The sequence below is a fragment of the Phytohabitans maris genome (assembly GCF_031085175.1).
In the GTDB taxonomy this organism is placed as follows: domain Bacteria; phylum Actinomycetota; class Actinomycetes; order Mycobacteriales; family Micromonosporaceae; genus Phytohabitans; species Phytohabitans maris.
Genome location: NZ_JAVHUY010000024.1, coordinates 122767 through 140996 on the forward strand (window position 1 = coordinate 122767; position 18230 = coordinate 140996).

Annotated in this window: 14 protein-coding genes; 7 read left to right on the forward strand and 7 right to left on the reverse strand. The window is 72.6% G+C overall.

Annotated features, from left to right (window positions below):
* Window positions 1-3 precede the first annotated feature (3 nt).
* A complete protein-coding gene (locus RB614_RS24900; RefSeq protein WP_308715031.1) occupies window positions 4-987 on the forward strand; it encodes a stage II sporulation protein M in 984 nt (327 codons plus the stop codon).
* A gap of 951 nt (window positions 988-1938) precedes the next feature.
* Here the strand turns inward: RB614_RS24900 and RB614_RS24905 are convergent.
* Genes RB614_RS24905 through RB614_RS24925 form a run of 5 tightly spaced genes read right to left on the reverse strand, consistent with a single transcriptional unit; the run spans window position 1939 to window position 6875 of the window.
* The gene (locus RB614_RS24905) at window positions 1939-3219 is read right to left on the reverse strand and encodes a DUF58 domain-containing protein (protein WP_308715032.1); all 1281 of its coding nucleotides are present in this window, start codon (window positions 3217-3219) and stop codon (window positions 1939-1941) included.
* Window positions 3219-4187 (reverse strand): AAA family ATPase, encoded by a 969-nt coding sequence (locus RB614_RS24910; protein WP_308715033.1) that lies wholly within the window; start codon window positions 4185-4187, stop codon window positions 3219-3221. The genes RB614_RS24905 and RB614_RS24910 overlap by 1 nt, the downstream gene beginning before the upstream one ends.
* Window positions 4184-5464, reverse strand: coding sequence for a DUF4350 domain-containing protein (locus RB614_RS24915; protein ID WP_308715034.1), 1281 nt, complete (start codon window positions 5462-5464; stop codon window positions 4184-4186). The genes RB614_RS24910 and RB614_RS24915 overlap by 4 nt, the downstream gene beginning before the upstream one ends.
* The gene (locus tag RB614_RS24920; RefSeq protein WP_308715035.1) at window positions 5461-6045 is read right to left on the reverse strand and encodes a DUF4129 domain-containing protein; all 585 of its coding nucleotides are present in this window, start codon (window positions 6043-6045) and stop codon (window positions 5461-5463) included. The genes RB614_RS24915 and RB614_RS24920 overlap by 4 nt, the downstream gene beginning before the upstream one ends.
* On the reverse strand, window positions 6042-6875 hold the full coding sequence (locus tag RB614_RS24925; protein ID WP_308715036.1) for a hypothetical protein: 834 nt from the start codon (window positions 6873-6875) through the stop codon (window positions 6042-6044). Before RB614_RS24925 ends, RB614_RS24920 begins: the two co-directional genes overlap by 4 nt.
* Before the next feature lie 129 nt (window positions 6876-7004).
* Here RB614_RS24925 and mtrA point away from each other — a divergent pair, with 129 nt between their 5' ends.
* The 5 genes from mtrA (at window position 7005) to hpf (ending at window position 12824) form a co-directional block, all read left to right on the forward strand.
* Window positions 7005-7694 (forward strand): MtrAB system response regulator MtrA, encoded by a 690-nt coding sequence (mtrA, locus tag RB614_RS24930; RefSeq protein WP_173039797.1) that lies wholly within the window; start codon window positions 7005-7007, stop codon window positions 7692-7694.
* Window positions 7695-7706: 12 nt separating this feature from the next.
* The gene (gene mtrB / locus RB614_RS24935; RefSeq protein WP_428983104.1) at window positions 7707-9383 is read left to right on the forward strand and encodes an MtrAB system histidine kinase MtrB; all 1677 of its coding nucleotides are present in this window, start codon (window positions 7707-7709) and stop codon (window positions 9381-9383) included.
* A complete protein-coding gene (locus tag RB614_RS24940; RefSeq protein WP_308715037.1) occupies window positions 9380-11236 on the forward strand; it encodes an LpqB family beta-propeller domain-containing protein in 1857 nt (618 codons plus the stop codon). The genes mtrB and RB614_RS24940 overlap by 4 nt, the downstream gene beginning before the upstream one ends.
* 2 nt (window positions 11237-11238) lie before the next feature.
* The gene (locus tag RB614_RS24945) at window positions 11239-11946 is read left to right on the forward strand and encodes a phosphoribosyltransferase family protein (RefSeq protein ID WP_308715038.1); all 708 of its coding nucleotides are present in this window, start codon (window positions 11239-11241) and stop codon (window positions 11944-11946) included.
* 245 nt (window positions 11947-12191) lie between these two features.
* Window positions 12192-12824 carry a ribosome hibernation-promoting factor, HPF/YfiA family gene (gene hpf / locus RB614_RS24950; protein WP_308715039.1) on the forward strand — a complete coding sequence of 211 codons (633 nt, stop codon included), beginning with the start codon at window positions 12192-12194 and terminating at the stop codon, window positions 12822-12824.
* Here the strand turns inward: hpf and RB614_RS24955 are convergent.
* Window positions 12797-13903 carry a GNAT family N-acetyltransferase gene (locus RB614_RS24955; RefSeq protein WP_308715040.1) on the reverse strand — a complete coding sequence of 369 codons (1107 nt, stop codon included), beginning with the start codon at window positions 13901-13903 and terminating at the stop codon, window positions 12797-12799. The two genes, hpf and RB614_RS24955, sit on opposite strands and share 28 nt — an antisense overlap.
* Window positions 13900-15021: a GNAT family N-acetyltransferase gene (locus RB614_RS24960; RefSeq protein WP_308715041.1), complete on the reverse strand. Its 1122-nt coding sequence runs from the start codon at window positions 15019-15021 to the stop codon at window positions 13900-13902. The genes RB614_RS24955 and RB614_RS24960 overlap by 4 nt, the downstream gene beginning before the upstream one ends.
* Window positions 15022-15182: 161 nt before the next feature.
* Between RB614_RS24960 and secA the strand changes: the two genes are divergently transcribed.
* Window positions 15183-18056, forward strand: a complete 2874-nt coding sequence (gene secA / locus RB614_RS24965) for a preprotein translocase subunit SecA (RefSeq protein ID WP_308715042.1) — start codon at window positions 15183-15185, stop codon at window positions 18054-18056.
* The last annotated feature ends 174 nt before the right edge of the window (window positions 18057-18230 follow it).

An 18230-nucleotide genomic window follows, 5' to 3' on the forward strand; every position in this document is an offset into this window, starting at 1 on the left:
GGCGTGGACCTCGACGCGTACGTCGCCGAACATGACGCCGAGTGGCGGCGGCTGGAGCAGCTGTCCCGTGGCCGGCGGCTGACCGCGGCCGAGGTCGACGAGCTCGTGGCCCTCTACCAGCGGGCCGCCACGCACCTGTCGGTCGTCCGCAGCCGCTCGCCCGACCCGGCGCTCGTCGCGCGCCTGTCCCGGCTGGTGCTCGCCGCCCGTGCCACGATCACCGGGGGCAGCCGCCTCTCCTGGCGCGAGGTGGGGCGCTTCTTCACCGAGGGTTTCCCGCTCGCCGTCTACCGGGCCTGGCCCTGGTGGTCCGGCGTCGCGGTGGCGTTCACCGTGCTCACCGGCTTTCTCATGTGGTGGGTGGCCGGCCACCCGGAGAGCGCGGCCGCGTTCGTCGGCGAGGAGGCGGCCGAAGACCTGGTCGCGTCGGAGTTTGCCGGGTACTACACGGAGTTCCTTCCACCCACGTTCGCGTTCCACCTGTGGACGCACAACGCCTGGCTGGCCGCCCAGTGCCTGGCCTCCGGCGTGCTGATCGTGCCGGTCCTCTGGCTGCTCTGGAACAACGCGCTCAACATCGCCGTGGTCGGCGGCGTGATGATCTCGTACGGTCGCGCCGACCTCTTCTTCGGCCTGATCACGCCGCACGGGCTGCTGGAGCTGACCGGCATCTACGTGGCGGCCGGCGCCGGCCTGCGCATCGGCTGGTCGTGGATCGCCCCCGGCCCGCACCGCACCCGCGGCCGGGCTGTGGTCGAGGCAGCCCGCGATGGCATGCTGGTGGCCGTCGGGCTGGTCGGCCTCTTCGCGGTGTCCGCGGTGGTCGAGGCGTTCGTGACGCCCTCGCCGCTGCCCACCGCCTTCCGCATCGGCATCGGCGCCGCGGTCTGGCTGGGCTTCCTCGGCTACGTCGTGATCCTCGGCGGCGCCGCGGCGAGAAGGGCCGGCGAGCTTTCGGAGCCGCGCTCACGGCCGAGGGCGTCATAGAGTTCAGACAGATGTGCCCCGGTCCGGACCGTTTTCTTCGGGTGCTTTCCCGCGGGCACTGCTGCGGTCGGGGCTCGCTGGCGCTCGCCGAGTTCCCCGGTCTCCGCTGCCAGGTCCGCGCCCTTTCCCCGCGCAGCACCTTCCCCATCCGGATGGTCTGGAGTGCTCCCGCCGGAACCGCTGTTCGTCACGGACGCACCGCGCCCCCATGATCTACGTCGTGCAAGGAAGGGCGCGGCCAACGGTCTTCCGGCCGCACCGGTGGCCTTGATCGAAGGCGTCGCCTGAAGCCCGGCCCCCGGCGGCCGATTCTCAGCCCGAACGGGCCGCCCACCAAGGCGACAGGGACCATGTCGTGCCGCGTTGGCCGCTGGTGATCGTTGTATCACGCTGATTCCGGGCGCGCCTACCACCCGTTTCCCTTGATCGACGCCCGGAGAGCGACCCAAGGCGCAGATCGTGGTACACGACTGCCCCTACAAGGGCAGCTGTGTGCCACGATCTGCCCGGAGCCAGCCGACGTCAACGCCGATCAAGGGCCGCCACCCGCCCGGTGCCGCCTGCTTCCGATGACAAAGCAGGGCCCGAGCCCGAACCTCCAGGGGAGTGCGGGTCGGCGACCAGTCGGGGTCAGGGTGAGCTTCGACCCCGAAAGGTCTCCTGGATCGCGGGCGGTCGTGCGGGCGGCAAGGGGCGTCGCTGCCTGGAGGTGCCCGCCCGCTCGGGCCGGCGGTCGGGGGCGGGGTGTGAAATCGCGGAGGGTGAGGCCGCGGGAGTAGCGGTCCGGACCACCACGGACGTCGCGGTAGCCCAAATCTGTGTCTGGAAAGGGATTCTCTAGAGACTTTTCGGGGTCAGGTTCCCGCGCGAGACCCCGCCGGTGATCGAAGCTCCTCTGAAGTCGTTAGAACGACTTGAGGGGAGCTTTGATCACCCTGACCCCGAAAGTCTCTAGAGCTTTCCGGCCTGCTTGAGTGCCAGGTAGGTGTCGGCCACGCGGGAGGCGAAGGTGTCGACCGGGGCGTCCAGCACCTCGACGCCGTGGCGGGTGAGGGCCGACCGGACGCGGTCGCGTTCGCCGAGGGTGCGGAGCGTGGCGGCGGCGAGGTAGGGGTCGCCCTTGGCTTCGGCGAGCAGTGGGTCGTGCACCGCGGCCACCAGTATCTTGTGCCGTGTGGCCAGGCGGGGCAGCACCGGCAGGAGGCCGTCGCCGAGCGCGCCCGGCTCCAGGGCGGTGAAGAGCACTACCAGCGCCCGCTTGCGTTCGCGCCGCAGCACCTCGCCGACCACGAGCTCGAAGTCGGTCTCCACAAGGGAGGGTTGCAGCGGCGCCAGGGCGTTGACCAGGCGGGGGAGCAGCACGTGCCGGCCGCCGGAGACGGTGGCCCGTACCGCCGTGTCGACCGCGAGCAGGTCGACCTGGTCGCCGGCGCGCAGGGCGAGCGCGGCGAGCAGGAGGGCGGCGTCGATGGCCGCGTCCAGCCGGGGCTCGGCGCCGGCGAGCACAGCGGAGGTCCGGCCGGTGTCGAGTACGCAGACCACGCGCCGGTCGCGCTCCGGGCGCCAGGTGCGTACGAGCACGTCGGAGCGGCGCGCGCTGGCCCGCCAGTCGATGGAGCGGACGTCGTCGCCGATGACGTACTCCCGCAGCGCGTCGAACTCGGTGCCCTGCCCGCGCCCGCGGGTGACCGTCGAGCCCTCGAGCGTACGCAGGCGGGCGGTCTTCTCCGGCAGGAAGCGCCGCGAGTCGAAGCGGGGCAGTACCCGAAGCGTCCACTGTGGTGTCTCGGGCCGCCCGGCGCGCTGGCGGAAGGCGAGCCGCAGCGGCCCGTACGAGCGGAGGGTCAGCCGCACCGCCGGCCGGTCGCCGCGCCGGGTCGGGGTCAGCGACGTCTCCACCGTCACGGCGCTGCCCGGCTCCACCACCACCCGGTGTACCGCAGGGGTGGCGCCGGCCGACGGCACCCACGCGTCGCGGAGGTCGGCGTGCAGCACCCGGGGCGAGCGGTTGGCCACGCGCAGCGCCACCGTCGCGGTCTCGCCAGAGCGCACCGTGCGGGCGCCGTCCCGGGTGAACTCGACGTCGCGCAGCGGGGCGGCGAGCGCGAAGTCCACCATGGACAGAATGAGCACGGCGCCGGCGAGCACCGCCAGCCCCAGCCAAGGCGACGGCCACAGCGGGAGCGTGGCGGCCGCGAGGATCAGCAGCAGGGCGGCGCGGCCGGTGACCATCAGCGTGGCGTCGGCACGGTGGCGAGCACCGAGTCGAGTACGGCGTCCGCGGTCACGCCTTCGAGCTCGGCCTCCGGGCGCAGCCGCACCCGGTGCCGGAGCGTGGCGCGGGCGACCGCCTTGATGTCGTCCGGGGTGATGTAGTCGCGCCCGGCCAGCCAGGCCCACGCCTTGGCGGTGACGAGCAGCGCCGTCCCGCCGCGCGGCGAGGCGCCCAGCTCCAGCGAGGGCGAGGTGCGGGTGGCCCGGCAGAGGTCCACAATGTACGCAAGCACCTGCTCCGCCACCCCGACCCGCTGCATGCTGGCCCGCCCGGCGGCGAGGTCGGCGGCGGTGGCGACCCGCTGGACGCCGGCCGCCTTGAGGTCGCGCGGGTCGAAGCCGGAGTGGTGCGCCCGCAGCACGCCGATCTCCTCGTCGCGGCTGGGCAGCGGCACGGTCAGCTTGAGTAGGAAGCGGTCCAGTTGCGCCTCGGGCAGCGGGTACGTGCCCTCGTACTCGATGGGGTTTTGGGTGGCCGCCACGATGAAGGGCTCGGGCAGCGGTCGGGGCGTGCCCTCGACGGAGACCTGCCGCTCCTCCATCACCTCCAGCAGCGCCGACTGGGTCTTCGGCGGGGTGCGGTTGATCTCGTCGGCCAGCAGCAGGTTGGTGAAGACGGGGCCGGTGCGAAACTCGAAGACCGCGCTGCGCGGGTCGTAGACCGGCGAGCCGGTGACGTCGCCCGGCATCAGGTCGGGCGTGAACTGGAGCCGCTTGGCGTCCAGGTCGAGCGCGGCGGCGATCGTGCGTACCAGCAGCGTCTTGGCCACGCCGGGCACGCCCTCCAGCAGCACGTGGCCGCGGCACAGCAGGGCGATCACCAGTCCGGTGACGATGGCGTCCTGGCCGACGACGGCCTTGGCCACCTCGGCGCGCAGCCGGTGCAGGGCGGCGCGGGCATCGTCGGATCCCGCGGGAAGGGTCACCGTGCTCTCCTTACGGCTTCGACGAGCGCGTCCAGGTCGGCCTGGAGGCGCCGCAGGTCATCGTCGCTTTCCGGGGTGGGCCCGTCCAGCAGGCCCTCGATCTGCTCCCGATCCCGCCCGGTCGCGGCAGCGGCAGCGTCCACAAGCGACATCTCGGGGGAGGGGGCGAGCAGCTGCGCGAGCCGGTCCCGCGCCGCCGCCCGGAGGAGGTCGGCGGTCGGGCCGCGGGCCTTGGCCCGCCGGTAGAGCCGGCCCCGGCCGTGCACGGTCTCCGCCGCCCGTACCGTCACCGGCAGCGGCTCGGTCACCGGCGCGCCGAGCCGGCGGGCCCGCCACAGCGCCAGGAGCACGACGGCGAGCGCGAGCTGGATCAGCAGCGCCCAGAACCACGCGGGGAACGCGTCCCACAGTGGATTCTCACCGTCCACACCGGACGCTGAAGGTCCGCCGGACGAGTCGTCCTCGGGCGAACCGGCGGAGCCGTCACCACCACCGGAGCGGGAGTCGTCGGACGAGCCGTCGCCGCCCGAGTCGCCCTCGGCCGGGTCGGTGCCGCGCGACGGCGGTACGCCGCTGGCGGAGCCGGGGTCGTCGGTGACGCCCGGCGGCGACTCCAGCTCGTGCAGGTCGAGCCAGACCACGCGGGAACGGGTGGCGAGCAGCCCGGTGGCGAGTGCCCGGTTGCCGTGCTCGCCGATCCGGTCGTTGCGGAACGGGTCGCTCGCGCCGATCACCACGAAGTCCGACTGGAACCGGATCAGCCGCACCACGCCGGTGCCGTAGCAGCGGGTGCCGTTGCCCTCGTACCGCTGGCGCAGCGCCGCCGCCCGCCCGGCCGCACGGGCCTCCTCCAGCTCGCAGCCCGGTTCGGCCGCCTGGGCCGCCCACCGCCGCCCGCCCGGCACGAGCGGGAGCCCGGTGTCGTCGAGCGCCCGGCGGGCCGGGTCGACCAGCACGATGCGCGTGGTCGGCGGCATCAGGCGGAGCATGGCGAGGTAGTCGGGGTGGACCACCCGCGGCACGGGGAGGAAGAGGGTGGCGTCGCCCTCGTACGCCGAGGCGAGCGCGTCCGAGGTGCGGGTCTCCCGCTCCACCCGTACGCCCCGGGCGGCGAGCGCCTGCGCCAGCCGCTGCCCGCCGATCCCGTCCGCGCTGAGCGGACTGAGGAACGCGGGGTCGCTCGGGTCGGGCTCGTTCACCGCGTACGCCACGCCGGTCACCGCGAAGACGAGCGCCACCGCACCGAGCGGGATCGCGAACCGGTGCCATCGCCTCATGACAGCGCCCGGTGCATCTGGTCGGCCAGCTCGCGCATCCGCGCGTCGTGCTGCGCGCCGGCGGTGCGCTGCCCGTACCACACCTCGGAGAAGACGCCGCCGGCCGCGCTCAGCGGTGCGTCGACCACCGGCCGGGCCCGCGCCGCCGCGCCGGCCAGCTCGGTGACCGTCCACCCTGGACGGTGCTCGACCACCTGCCGCTCGATCAGCTCGCGCACCATGGCGCGGAGCCGTTCGCGGACCGCCTCGGCGTACCGGCCCTGTGCGGCGAGCCGGTCGGCCAGCGAGACGAACGCGGCCACCGGCAGGTCGGGCATCTCCTCGTCGCGGATCTCGGCCACCGGCCGCACCGGATCCTGCTCCTGCCGCCGCTTGCGGCGCCGGAAGGGCCAGCGGAAGCGCGGCCACCGCGGGCGGATCCGCGGCATGCGCAGGCGGGGGAGGCGGCGCGGCACCCAGCGCGGCCACCAGTACCAGCCGGCACCGACCAGCGCCGCGAGCAGCAGCAGGCCCAGCGCGGCGAGCGGCAGCGGCACGACGTCACCGAACGCCGCCACGGCCTCGGTCCACCATCTGCTCAACGGGCCACTCCCAGCAGCGCCGGGGTGAGCGGGCCGCGGTGGCCGGCGCGGGCGAGCAGGATGTCGAGCCCCTCGGTGCGCATCCGGGTCTCCAGGTGCAGCACCGCGTCGAGGCAGGCGAGCGTCGGGTAGGCCACGGTGTTGACCAGCAGCCAGGCCAGCGCGCTCATCGGGGCGGTCCACTCCGCGCCACCGAGGCTGAGCGCGTCGAGGGCGGCGTAGGCGCCGAGCCCGAGGGCCACCCGGATGGCCAGCCAGGCCACATATCCCAGGACGCGGATCCCGGCGGCACGCAGGCCCGCCCGGCAGGCCAGCGTCGCGGAGCGGCGCAGCGCCCGTCCGGGTCCGAGCCGATCGAGTACGACGGCCGGGGCGGCCAGCCCGAACAGCGCGTACACGACGAACCAGGCCGGACCGGCGAGCGCGGCGACGAACATCGTGGCCCCGGCCACGGCGGCGACCACGGCCACCGCCCCGAGGCGGCCGCCACTCGGGCGCAGGAGCTGGCGGGCCGTCGGCCGCTGCCCGAGCAGGTCGGCCCCCGCGGCGCGGGCGGTGAGCCCGCCGAGCAGCGCGATGATCGTGACCTCGGCCGCCGCGCCGGTGGCGAGCAGCACCCAGTACAGCTCCAGCTGCCGCAGCTGGGGGAAGTCGGGCAGGTAGGCCGGGGGCTCGGCGCCGGCGGCCAGCCGCAGCGGGGCGAGCAGCGCCTGCTCGATCGCGGCCAGCACCGCCGCCACCGGCAGCAACGCCCGCCCGTGCGCACGCAGCAGCGACACCGCGGCGTCGAGCAGCTCGCCGACGGTGAGCGGGCGCAGCGGCAGCAGCACTGCGCCATCCTGGCACGGGTCCGCTACCCGGGCGAACCCGTGCGGTCACCAATGCGAGATCGTCCGATTTGTCATAACCCCTGGTGAGGGCGGTCCCATGGATCGGACGCGAGGTGGAATATTGAACGCATGAGGGCACGGGTACTGGTTGTCGACGACGATCCTGCGCTGGCCGAGATGCTCGGCATCGTCCTGCGCAGCGAGGGCTTTCTGCCGTCCTTCGTCGCCGACGGCGAGCGGGCGCTGGCCGCGTTCCGGGAAAACCGGCCCGATATCGTGCTGCTCGATTTGATGTTGCCGGGGATGAGCGGCATCGACGTGTGTCGGTCGATCCGCGGCGAGTCCGGCATCCCGATCGTGATGCTCACCGCCAAGAGCGACACCGTCGACGTCGTGCTCGGGCTGGAGTCCGGCGCCGACGACTACGTGGTCAAGCCGTTCAAGCCCAAGGAGCTCGTGGCCCGGATGCGGGCCCGGCTGCGGCGGGGCGAGGACGCCGCGCCCGAGCTGTTGACCATCGGCCCGCCCGGCAACCAGATCACGATCGACGTGCCGGCCCACACGGTGAGTCGCGACGGTGACGAGGTCAAGCTGACGCCGCTGGAGTTCGACCTGCTCGTGGCCCTGGCCCGCAAGCCGCGCCAGGTGTTCACCCGTGAGGTGCTCCTGGAGCAGGTCTGGGGCTACCGCCACGCCGCCGACACCCGCCTGGTCAACGTGCACGTCCAGCGCCTGCGCGCCAAGATCGAGCCGGACCCCGAGCGGCCGGAGATCATCCTGACCGTGCGCGGCGTGGGCTACAAGGCGGGCACCGGATAGCCTGGTGTCGCCGTGGCAGTCGATACACGCTCCGTAACCGCGCTGGGTGCGCGGGTGCTGGCGGCTGCCCTCGACCTGTGGCGCCGGGCGGCGCGGCGGGGCGCGGTCGTCGCGGGGCCGCTGCACCACACCTGGCGGCGGTCGCTGCACTTCCGGGTCGTGGCGATCACCCTGGTCACGTCGAGCCTGCTGGTCAGCTCCTTCGCCTACCTGGTCGCCACGCAGAGCACCAACATCCTCCTGGACCGCACGAGAAACGCGGCGCTCAAGCAGCTCCAGGTCGACACCGACTACGCCGCCGAGCAGCTGCGCGCCTTCAACCAGGCGTACGACCAGCAGGTGCAGACAAGCCTGCGAAACATCGCCAGCTACCTGTCCCGCGGCGGACCGGAGCAGGGCGGCGCGATCGTGGCGCTGACCGCGAGCAAGCAGCCCTACCTGCGCACCGCGCAGTCGTTCGACGTCTCCCCACTGATCAGCGACGACCTCGCGCACCAGGTGGCGGTCGACAGCCGGGTCTCCGACCAGATCCGTACCCACGACTTCGGCGCCGGCCCGACGAAGTACCTGGTGACCGGTTCCCCGGTGCCGACCGGCTTCGGGCCGATCGAGCTGTACTACATCGTTCCGCTGACGACCGAAGACCAGACCGCCGGGCAGATCCGCACGATGGTGCTGCTCACCGGGGCCGCGCTGGTGATCCTGCTCGGCGTGCTCTCCGCGCTGGTGACCCGGCTCGTGGTGCGTCCCGTGCGGGTGGCGGCCCGTACCGCGCAGCGCCTCTCCGCCGGCCTGCTCGACCAGCGGATGGCCGTGCGGGGCGAGGACGACCTGGCGTTGCTCGCCGCCTCGTTCAACCAGATGGCGACCAACCTGCAGCGGCAGATCGTGCGGCTGGAGGAGATGTCCCGGCTCCAGCGGCGGTTTACCTCGGACGTCTCGCACGAGCTGCGCACCCCGCTGACCACCGTACGGATGGCGGCCGACCTGATCTTCGCGGAGCGTGACGAGTTCGACCCCGCGGTCGCGCGCGCGGCCGAGCTGCTCCAGGCCGAGCTGGACCGGTTCGAGGGGCTGCTCACCGACCTGCTGGAGATCAGCCGCTTCGACGCCGGGTTCGCGATGCTCGACGCCGAGCCGACCGACCTGGTGCCGGTGGTGCGCCGCGTCGTCGAGCGGCTCGGCGGTGTCAGCGCCCGGGCCGGCGTACCGATCGAGGTGAGCCTGCCGGAGACCCCGGTGATCGCCGAGGTCGATCCGCGCCGGGTCGAGCGGATCCTGCGCAACCTGGTCGGCAACGCCGTGGAGCACGGCGAGGGGCGGCCGGTCTCGGTCGCGCTCGGCGCCGACGACTCGGCGGTCGCGGTGACCGTGCGCGACCGCGGCATCGGCCTGCGCCCCGGCGAGGAAAAGCTTGTGTTCAACCGGTTCTGGCGGGCCGACCCGTCCCGGGCGCGGCAGACCGGCGGCACCGGCCTCGGTCTCTCGATCAGCCTGGAAGACGCGCGGCTGCACGGCGGCTGGCTGGAGGCCTGGGGCGCGCCGGGCCAGGGCGCCCAGTTCCGGCTCACCCTCCCGGTGCGGGCCGGCGACCGGCTGACCTCCTCGCCCCTGCGCCTCGTCCCGCCGGACGCCCTGCCCCCAAACGCCATCGAGGTGCGCCCCACCACCCTGGAGGTGAGCGCGTGAGGCGGCGGACTGTCCTGGCCGCCGCCGCGGCGGCCCTCGCGGTCGGCCTGACCGGGTGCGGGATCCCGGACGAGACCCAGGTGCGCGACATCGGCCCGGGTCCCAAGTCCGGAAAGCCCACGAGCCGGGGCGGCGGTGCCGGCCCGCCCTCGCGCGAGGCCGCGACCACGAAGGAGAGCTTCACCACCAACTTCCTGGCCGCGGGCGCCGGAGAGCCCGACAAGATGGAGCTGCGGATCAAGGGGTTCGTGCGGGAGGACGCCCGCGAGGACTACACCATGGGCAGGGAAGCCAAGGTCAACCTCGCCCGGCTCAGGAAACCCCCCGTGTACACCGACCTGGGCAAGGAGACCTGGAAGGTCAGCCTCGACGTCGACCACGTCGGCGTGCTGGACGCGGAGGGGTCGGTCGGCCCGGCGGAGCTGAAGGGCAGCTCGGTCGAGTTCACCATCAGCGGCACCGAGGGCGACAACAACTGGTACGTCACCGATCCGCCGGAGAGCATGCTGCTCAGCACGGACGCGCTGGCCCAGTTCTACACGCCCCACACCATCTACTTCTGGAGCGCCGACCGCAAGACGCTGGTGCCCGACGCCCGCTACCTGCCCAGCGAGTTGGACAAGGGGCGGCAGCCGACCCAGATCGTCGAGTGGCTGACCAAGGGCCCGCCCGACTGGCTCGAACCGGCGGTCAGCCCGCTCAACGACAACGCCAAGAGCAACCAGAACGTCCCGTACCCGAAGGACCGGCTGGAGGTGGCGTTCAACGCGGCCGCCGCCGAGCCGCCGCCCGGCATCGACAACGTCGACATGGTGCTCCAGCTCGGCCAGCAGCTGATGTGGTCGCTGCGTTCGTTCGTGCAGGTGGACCTGCAACTGTCGCTGGACGGGGAGCGGGCCCGGACGTTCACCAAGGACCAGGCCTTCTACTCGGCCAACGCCGCCAACCGCGCGCCCGAAGGGCCGGAAGAGGAAGACGCGCAGCCGGAGCGGTTCGCGCTGGTCGGTGGCAAGATCTACCGGCTCAAGGGTTCGCCGGACGGCGGCACCCAGCCACTGCCGCGACTCCTGCTCGCCGACGGCGTCAACGAGGGCATCCTCTCGGCCGCCCTCGCCCGCGAGGCCACCGACGAGGCCCTGCGGACGGCCGCGGCGCTCGTGACCCAGAAGGACGGGAAGTTTCAGCTGCGGCTGGTCGCGGCGGTCGGCGACGGCACCGAGGCCCCCGTGACGAGTGGCGGGTTCACCTCGATGGGCCGGGCCGTCTGGCTCAAGGCCCCGATGGACGTCGGGCTCGTGGTCGCCAACAAGCAGCTGTACCAGTTCACGCCCCAGGGGCGTCTGGACCGCGTCCCGCTGCCCGCCGGTATCGACGGAAACGTCGCGGACGTCAGCGCGGCCCCGGACGGGCGCCGGATCGCGGTCCTGGCCAAGGGTCAGGTGTACGTGCTCGGCATCGCGCGGGGCGTCAAGGTCGAGGTGGAGGACGGGTCGTACCGGCAGGTGCCCACGCCGTTGAAGAGCGCGTCGGCCGTCGACTGGAGCGAGGAGACGAAGGTCGTCGTGGCCGGCACGAGCCATGACGACAAGCCGGCCGTGTGGGAGGTCAGCATCGACGGCGCGCTCGCCGAGCAGCAGCAGGTCGGCGACCCCGGCGGGACCGTACGGCACCTGGTGGCGTACCCCGACGACCCGGTCGTCTCCGGCTTCACCACCAAGGTGATGTACTCCCGCGAGGGCGCCGCGTTCGACCTCGACGGGGTCAACCCGACGATCGAGGCCGGCGAGGTGATGGGTGCCCCGGACGGGGTCACGCCGGCCCAGGTGACCGCGCCCTTCTTCCTGCTGGACTGAGCGTGGCCGGCTGGGCGGGACTCGTCGACCTCGTACTGCCGGCCGGGTGCGCGGGGTGCGGGGCCGAGCGGATCGCCTTGCGGTACGGCGTCTGCGCCCCCTGCGCCGAGGGGCTGGAGAGCCTCCGGCCCGGCCCGGCCGCGCCCACACCCGTACCGCCCGGGCTGCCGCCCTGCACCGCGCTCGGCGCGTACGACGGGGCGCTGCGGGAGGTGCTGCTCGGCTACAAGGAACGCGGCCGCCACGGCCTCGCGGTGCCGCTTGGCGCACTGCTCGCGGACGTGGTGGGAGCGTCGCTCGGCGGTGGCCCCGGCGGCGTACTCCTCGTGCCTGTGCCGGACACCGCGAAGGCCGCGCGGGCCCGGCACGGTGACCACATGGTGCGGCTGGCCCGGCGGGCGGCGGCGCGGTTGCGGCGGGCGGGCTGGTCCACCGCGGTGGCCCGGCCGGTACGCGCGCTGCCCCGGACCGACTCGGCGGAGCTCGGCGCGGCCGCCCGGGCCGCGGCGGCGGAGTCGGCCTTCCGGATCCGGGCGGGACGGGTCTCCGGGCTGCGCCGCGCCGCCACCGGCCGGGCCGTCGTGGTGGTCGACGACATCGTCACGACCGGCGTCACGCTGGCCGCGGTGAGCCGGGAGTTGGCCGCCGTCGATGTACTGGTGGACCGGGTCGCCGTGCTCGCGGCCACCCAACTCCGTTACGGGCAGTAGGCCGCTTTTCACCCCAACGTGCTAACTGGGCGAATCTCCCCGAAACGGTCTTGGGCTGAGGGGTGACTACTGAGCGCGTACGAGTTAGCGTCGTCTTCACCGGGGTATGGCCATCGGTTCAACCACCGGAGGGGCAAGCGCAACCGTCTTAGCCCCCGCAGCCGGAGAGGAGGCGCAAATCCTTCATCGTCATCCGGCAACCGGCCGGTGACGTCACCACAGAACCATCGTGGGGGAGGTCACGCGTGGACATCGTCGTCAAGGGGCGCAACGTCGAAGTGCCCGATCACTACCGCGTACATGTGGGTGAAAAACTCGCCAAGATCGAGCGCTACGACCAGAAGCTCATCCGTGTCGACGTAGAACTATTCCACGAGCGAAACCGGCGACAGTCGGACTACTGCCAGCGCGTCGAGATCACCGTCTACTCTCGGGGTCCGGTCATCCGGGCCGAGGCCTGCGCCAAGGACTTCTACGGCGCACTCGACTGCGCGATCGCCAAGCTCGACACCAGGTTGCGCCGCGCCGCGGATCGGCGGCGGGTGCACCGCGGCCGCCACACTCCCGTCTCCGTCGCCGCCGCGACGGCCGGCCTGCCCACGTCGTGGGTCGACGAATCCAGGGCTGCCGCGTCCAACGGATCCATGGCCGCCACGGCCACCGCTCCTGCCGCCGAGGAGATGGAAGACGACCAGCCGTGGCACATCGTCCGGGAAAAGGAGCACCCGGGCGAGCCGATGACCATCGACGACGCGCTCTTCCAGATGGAGCTCGTCGGGCACGACTTCTATCTCTTCCTCGACAAGGAAAACGGCCGGCCGAGCGTCGTCTACCGGCGCAAAGGCTACGACTACGGGATCATCGCCCTGTCGGTCTGATCCCGCGCCAGGTCAGCGGCGAGCAGGCCGTAGACGACGTCGTCGACGCGGGTGCCGGAGATGCCCGGCAGCCGGCCGCGGAGATAGCCCTCCCGCCGAAAGCCGGCTTTCTCCAGCACCCGCTGCGACGCGGCGTTGCCCGGCAGCGTGCCCGCGGTGAGCCGCCCGATGCCGGCCGTCCCGAGCGCCCAGCGGGCGAGCAGGCGTACGGCCCGGGTCGGCATGCCCCGGCCCCGCCAGGCCGGGAGCATCGCGTAGCCGATGCCGGCGGTGGTGGTTCGCGGGTCCTCGTAGTAGAGGCCGATCGTGCCCGCGGGCGTGCCGGTGCGCGCGTCCGTGATGGCCAGGTCGGCCCGCTCACCCGCGAGCCACCACCCTTCGGCGCGGGCGCAGCGCAGCTCGACCTCTTCGCGGTCCGGCACGATCGGCGGAAGGCTCGTGCCGGCGACGTCCGGCAGCGACAGCAGGGCGTGCAGGAAGGCGGCGTCGTCCGGGACGATCGGCCGCAGTGTGACCACGCCGTCGAAGAGCGCGCCGCCGGGCAGGTCGGGCAGCAGCCGCCGGGTGGGACCGGGCGGGTCGCCGGCGAGGCGGGCCCAGACCACCATGTCGTACCGTCCTGCGGCGCCCTGGCCACCGCTGCGGCGGATCCCCTCGCGCTGAAACCCGGCCGCGAGCGCGACCCGCTGGCTCGGTGCGTTGGCCAGGTTCGTGAGCAGCTCCAGGCGGCTGAACCCGCGGTCGAACGCCCAGGCCGTCAGCGCCCGCGCGGCTGCGGTGGCCACGCCCCGGCCGCGGGCCCACCGGACGACCCAGTAGCCGATCTCGCCCTGGCTGCGTTCCGGCACGACGCGGCTGATGCCCACGCCACCGATGAGGCGGTCGGTGGCCGGGTCGGCGATCGCGTACGCCGCACCGCCGGCCGCCCACGCCGAGGGCGCGCCGTGGGTGATCCAGTGGGTCGCGTCGTCGCGGGTGTAGGCCCGGGCGTTCGGCTCGGCGTAGCCGGCGGCGAGGTCGTCGACGTCGTCCGCGTGGAACGGGCGGAGCCGCACCCCGCCGGCGTGGATCACGATCACGGGACGAGCCCTCCCACCCAGGCGTCCTTGCGCTGGCCGCGATGGGCGAGCGCACCACGCTGGGTCCCCTCGACGGCGAAGCCGGCCTTCTCCGCCACCCGCCGGGAGGCCACGTTGCCGACGTGCGCCCGCCACACGATCCGGGCCAGCCCGAGCGACCGGAAGCCCCAGTCGCAGAGGGCGGTCAGGGCGGCCGTGGTGTACCCGCGCCCGCGCACCCAGGGCGCCGCCAGGAAGCCGACCTCGCCGACGAACGGGTCGTCCGCCGAGATGGTCAGGTCGATCGAGCCGGCCCAGGCGCCGTCCGGACCGGCGATCGCGTAGACCACCCCGTCGCCCCGCGCCCATTTGGTCGGCGTGATGCGCAGCGCGAAGTCTTCGGCATGGGCCCGCTCGTACGGATCCGGCACGGTGGTCCAGCGTACGGACTCCGGGTCGCGGCAGGCCTCGGTCATCGCGTCGAAGTCGCGTACCTCCGGCGGGCGCAGCCGCAGGCCGCCCTTCGCGGCGAGCACCGGCTGCGGGTGCGTGAACACGCGGGCGCGGCGCACCACCGTAGCGTCGAGCACCGGATCCATCGGGTCGCCGGGGAGCAGCGTGCCCGCCCAGCCCTCGCTGCCGTCGTCGGCCAGCCGCAGGTAGCCCTCGACGCGGAAGCCGGCGCGGAGCGCGACCAGCCGCGAGGCATGGTTGCCGATCTCGGCCTGCCACACCATCCGGCGCAGGCGCAGCGACTCGAACGCCCACCGGGACACCGCACGCGTCGCGCGGGTCGCCACGCCCTGGCCGCGGGCCCAGGGCGCGGTCCAGTAGCCGACCTCGGCCGTGGAGAGCACCCGGTCGATCGTGACGAGACCGCAGGAAGCGAGCAGGTCGCCGGTGTCCGGGTCGACGACCGCGAACGGCGCACCGGTGCCCTCCCGCCACGCGGCCGCGGAGTGGCCGGTGACGAAGTCGCGGGCGTGCTCGGGCCGGTAGGGCGACGGCACGCGGGTCCAGCGCTGGATCGCCGGGTCCTGGCAGGCCCGGTGGACCGCCTCGGCGTCCGCGGCCCGCCACGGCCGAAGGACCAGTCCTTGATCGTTAATCTCCGGTTGGCTGTTCGCTTGTGCCCCCACGCGGCCATGTTGCCGTACCGTTCGCGACGGGCATAACCGAATACGCGCTGCCGCAGAGGCAAAATGTCCGCTTTGGCGTGATCGCCGGAGACGTGGCTGACAGTTGCGCCGAAGGTGCGCCTACGATGGTTCGGCAGACTGTCCAAGGGGAGCGTTGACCCGTGTCGATTTTGGAAAAGGTCCTTCGTGCCGGCGAAGGTCGCATGCTACGGCGGCTCAAGGCCGTCGCCGCCGCTGTCAACTCACTCGAGGACGAGTACACCGACCTCACCGACGCCGAGCTGCGGGAGCTGACCGATCAGTACCGCCAGCGCTTCGCCGACGGCGAGACCCTCGACGACCTGCTGCCGGAGGCGTTCGCGACCGCCCGCGAGGCGGCCTCCCGGGTGCTCGGCCAGCGGCACTACGACGTGCAGGTGATGGGTGGCGCGGCGCTGCACTTCGGCAACATCGCCGAGATGAAGACCGGTGAGGGCAAGACACTCACCTGCGTCCTGCCGGCCTACCTCAACGCGCTCTCCGGCAAGGGCGTCCACGTCGTCACGGTCAACGACTACCTGGCACAGCGCGACGCCGAGTGGATGGGGCGGGTGCACCGCTTCCTCGGCCTGAGCGTCGGTGTGATCCTGCCCAACCGCCCCTCCGCCGAGCACCGCGCGGCGTACGAGTGCGACATCACGTACGGCACCAACAACGAGTTCGGCTTCGACTACCTGCGCGACAACATGGCCTGGTCGAAGGAAGAGCTCGTGCAGCGCGGCCACAACTTCGCGATCGTCGACGAGGTCGACTCGATCCTGATCGACGAGGCCCGCACGCCGCTGATCATCTCCGGCCCGGCCGAGCAGTCCGCCCGGTGGTACACGGAGTTCGCCTCGGTCGTCGCCCGGCTCCAGTCCGGCAAGGACGGCGAGGGCGACTACGAGGTCGACTACGCCAAGCGCACGGTCGCCATCACCGAGCGCGGCGTGGCCAAGGTCGAAGACCGGCTCGGCATCGACAACCTGTACGAGTCGGTCAACACCCCGCTCGTCGGCTACCTCAACAACGCCATCAAGGCCAAGGAGCTGTACAAGCGGGACAAGGACTACATCGTCAACGACGGCGAGGTGCTGATCGTCGACGAGTTCACCGGCCGCATCCTGCACGGCCGGCGTTACAACGAGGGCATGCACCAGGCCATCGAGGCCAAGGAGCACGTCGAGATCAAGCAGGAAAACCAGACGCTCGCGACGGTCACCCTGCAAAACTACTTCCGGCTGTACGACAAGCTGTCCGGCATGACCGGCACCGCGCAGACCGAGGCCGGCGAGTTCAACAAGGTGTACAACGTCGGCGTGGTCAGCATCCCGACCCACCGGCCGATGATCCGCCTCGACCGGCCGGACGTCATCTACAAGACCGAGAAGGCCAAGTTCAACGCGGTCGTCGAAGACATCGCCGAGCGCCACGCTCTCGGCCAGCCGGTCCTGGTCGGCACGGTCTCGGTGGAAAACTCCGAGATCCTCTCCCAGATGCTGCGCCGCCGGGGCATCCCGCACGCCGTGCTCAACGCGAAGTACCACGCCAAGGAAGCCGAGATCATCGCGCAGGCGGGCCGCAAGGGCGGCGTGACCGTGGCCACCAACATGGCCGGCCGCGGCACCGACATCCTGCTCGGCGGCAACCCGGAGCACCTGGCGGCCAACGAGCTGCACCAGCGCGGCCTCGATCCGGTCGAGCACGAAGACGACTACCAGAAGGCGCTGGAGGAGATCCTCCCGCGGTGGAAGCAGGCGTGCGACGAGGAGGCCGAAGAGGTCGCCGCCGCCGGTGGCCTGTACGTGCTGGGCACCGAGCGCCACGACTCCCGCCGCATCGACAACCAGCTGCGCGGCCGGTCGGGCCGGCAGGGCGACCCGGGCGAGTCCCGCTTCTACCTGTCGCTGCAGGACGAGCTGATGCGCCGCTTCCGCGCCGGCGCGGTCGAGGCCGTCATGGAGCGCTTCAACATCCCCGAAGACGTGCCCATCGAGTCCAAGATGGTCACTCGGCAGATCAAGAGCGCGCAGGGCCAGATCGAGGGCCAAAACGCTGAGATCCGTAAGAACGTCCTCAAGTACGACGAGGTGCTCAACAAGCAGCGCCAGGTGGTCTACGCCGAGCGCAAGCGCGTGCTCGACGGCGAAGACCTCAGCGACCAGGTGCAGCACATGATCGACGACGTCGTCGAGGCGTACGTCGCGGGCGCCACCGCCGACGGGTACGCCGAAGACTGGGACCTTGAGCAGCTCTGGGCCAGCCTCAAGCAGCTGTACCCGGTCGGCGTCACCATCGAAGACCTCGAAGACGAGGCCGGCGGCGAGCGCAACAACCTGGACGCCGACTTCCTCATGGCCCAGCTCAAGGACGACGCGCACGCGGCGTACGAGCGGCGCGAGGAGGAGCTGGGCACCGAGGCGGTCCGGCAGCTTGAGCGCATGGTGCTGCTGCAGGTGATCGACCGCAAGTGGCGCGAGCACCTGTACGAGATGGACTACCTCCAGGAGGGCGTGGGCCTGCGGGCGTACGCCCAGCGCGACCCGCTGGTGGAGTACCAGCGCGAGGGCTACGCGATGTTCGCCACGATGATGGACGGCATCAAGGAGGAGACGGTCGGCTTCCTCTACAACCTGGAGGTCCAGGTCGAGGAGGCGGCCCCGGCCGCACCGGCACCCGCGGTCGGCCCGGCTCCGCTGCCGATGCCCGACGACGCCACGGTCGAGATCCGCGCCAAGGGGCTCGGCCGCCAGCGACCGCAGCAGCCCCTCCAGTACTCCGCCCCGACGATCGACGGCGCGTCCGGTGGCGGTGCCGTCTCGGTCGAGCAGGAGCAGGACACGGCACCCGCGCTGGGCCTGGGCGGACCGACCCCGCCCCGCGCCAGCGGCCGCCGCCCGTCGCCCTCACCCAGCCAGGCATCGAGCGGCGGCGGCCCGTCCCGCAACGCTCCCTGCCCGTGCGGCTCCGGCAAGAAGTACAAGCGCTGCCACGGCGCCCCCACCGCCGGCGCCTGACGCAGGGGTCGTCGCCCGCATCGTGACCCAGGGCGTGTCCGCGTGACCTGAGCTCCAACCACGCCGGATACGCCCTGGACCGTTTTGAGGCGGTGACTTGAGCTGCCGCGCCCTCGGCATCGGTGCCGATGCGGGGGGGGGGGGGGGGGGGGGGGGGGGGGGGGGGGGCCGGCG

Coding starts and splice junctions, on each gene's coding strand:
- RB614_RS24915 (WP_308715034.1), bottom strand. CDS start 5,464: ATGAGGCGATGGCACCGGTTCGCGATCCCGCTCGGTGCGGTGGCGCTC.
- mtrA (WP_173039797.1), top strand. CDS start 7,005: ATGAGGGCACGGGTACTGGTTGTCGACGACGATCCTGCGCTGGCCGAG.
- RB614_RS24905 (WP_308715032.1), bottom strand. CDS start 3,219: ATGGTCACCGGCCGCGCCGCCCTGCTGCTGATCCTCGCGGCCGCCACG.